The organism is Streptomyces sp. NPDC050264, assembly GCF_040655895.1.
Classification (GTDB): domain Bacteria; phylum Actinomycetota; class Actinomycetes; order Streptomycetales; family Streptomycetaceae; genus Streptomyces.
In genome coordinates, this window is record NZ_JBFAKV010000072.1 from 1 (window position 1) to 1,393 (window position 1,393).

The following is a 1,393-nucleotide window of genomic DNA, read 5'->3' on the forward strand; positions in this document are numbered from 1 at the left end:
AGAGCTCGTAACACGATCTTGGTGAAACGTGCTGGTTGGCCGTGACGGGTGTGAAGATTCGGCCGTTCGTGATGGTGTGGGTACTCGACCATGGATCGTGGACGATGAGTTGTGGGCGCTGATCGAGCCGTTGTTGCCTCCGTGGCCGGAGCGGTCACCGGGGCCTCGGCCGGTGTCGGACCGGCTCTGTCTCCAGGGCATCCTGTTCGTCCTCTACAACGACATAGCCTGGCAACTTCTACCCCCGGAACTGGGGTTCGGCTCGGGACAGACGTGCTGGCGCCGCCTGGACCGGTGGCAGAAGGCGGGGGTTTTCGACCGGCTGCACCGGGTCCTGCTCACCGAGCTGAACGCGGCGGGCGAGCTCGACTGGTCGCGGGCTTGCGTGGATGGTTCTCACATCCGCGCGAAAAAGGGGGCGCCGATACCGGTCCGTCGCCGGTCGACCGGCGGAAGACGGGCAGCAAACACCACCTGATCTGCGACGGACGCGGCACCCCGCTCAAAGTCATCACCACCGCGGCGAACGTCAACGACATCACCCAGACCCTCAACCTGGTCGACGGCATCCCGCCCGTCGCTGGCCGGCCCGGCCGACCGCGACGGCGCCCCGAGGCTGTCCTGGGCGACAAGGCATACGACTCGAAGGCCGTACGCCTGGAACTGCGGCGCCGCAGGATCCTGCCGGTCATCTCCCTCAAGGGTGCCCCGAACATCAAGGGCCTGGGCAAGCTCCGCTACGTCGTCGAGCAGACGTTCGCCCTGCTCCACCAGTTCAAACGTCTCGCCATCCGATGGGAACGACGCCTCGAACTCCACGACGCCTTGGTCTCGTTGGGCTGCAGCCTCATCTGCTGGAGACGCCTGAAGAAGTTCGGATCATGAATCTGCGCTGCAGTTCTAGGAGTTACGGCTCACGATCGAGTTGGCGTATGACGCAAGATCCTGGACCCAAACCTGCAGATGCCGTCTCCTGAGCACGTCCAGGAGAGGGAGGGTGTGTCGGTAGGTCGCTGACCAGGTGATGTCGGTGCCGCCATGGGGGGCTCGGGCCAGGTCCACAGACCCTCGATGAGAGGTGAACAGTCCTGCGGCCTGTTCGTAGCTGAACCGCTGGTCGGGAACCATCTCGACGACGCGCTCGCGGCAGCACACACGCCCAGTAAGGGAACGGATGGTGCGCAGGTCATCCACGCGTGCCGGCCGGTCGACTCCCGCAGGCACATCCCACTCGACGTCGGCGTAGGCGGACCACAACGGCCAGGATTCTGCATCCAGGAGCGCCGCGTAGACGACGGCGGGAGACGCCGATGAGTGCGAAGAAGCAGTAACAGCGAGGGACGACACCCCAACAAGGGTAGACCGCGTCTCACCATGATCGTGTTACGAGCTC

At 64.8% G+C, this 1,393-nt stretch carries 2 protein-coding genes; one reads left to right on the forward strand and one right to left on the reverse strand.

What is annotated here, in order from left to right; translation table 11 throughout:
* Nucleotides 1-76 precede the first annotated feature (76 nt).
* A protein-coding gene (locus tag AB0J02_RS43590) for an IS5 family transposase (RefSeq protein ID WP_363199478.1) occupies nucleotides 77-885 on the forward strand; the annotation gives its coding sequence in 2 pieces (ribosomal slippage) (nucleotides 77-425 and nucleotides 425-885; 810 coding nt in all).
* Nucleotides 886-900: 15 nt separating this feature from the next.
* On the opposite strand, the gene AB0J02_RS43595 is transcribed toward AB0J02_RS43590, so the two are convergent.
* Nucleotides 901-1,347 carry an SRPBCC family protein gene (locus tag AB0J02_RS43595; protein WP_363199479.1) on the reverse strand — a complete coding sequence of 149 codons (447 nt, stop codon included), beginning with the start codon at nucleotides 1,345-1,347 and terminating at the stop codon, nucleotides 901-903.
* Nucleotides 1,348-1,393: the final 46 nt, after the last annotated feature.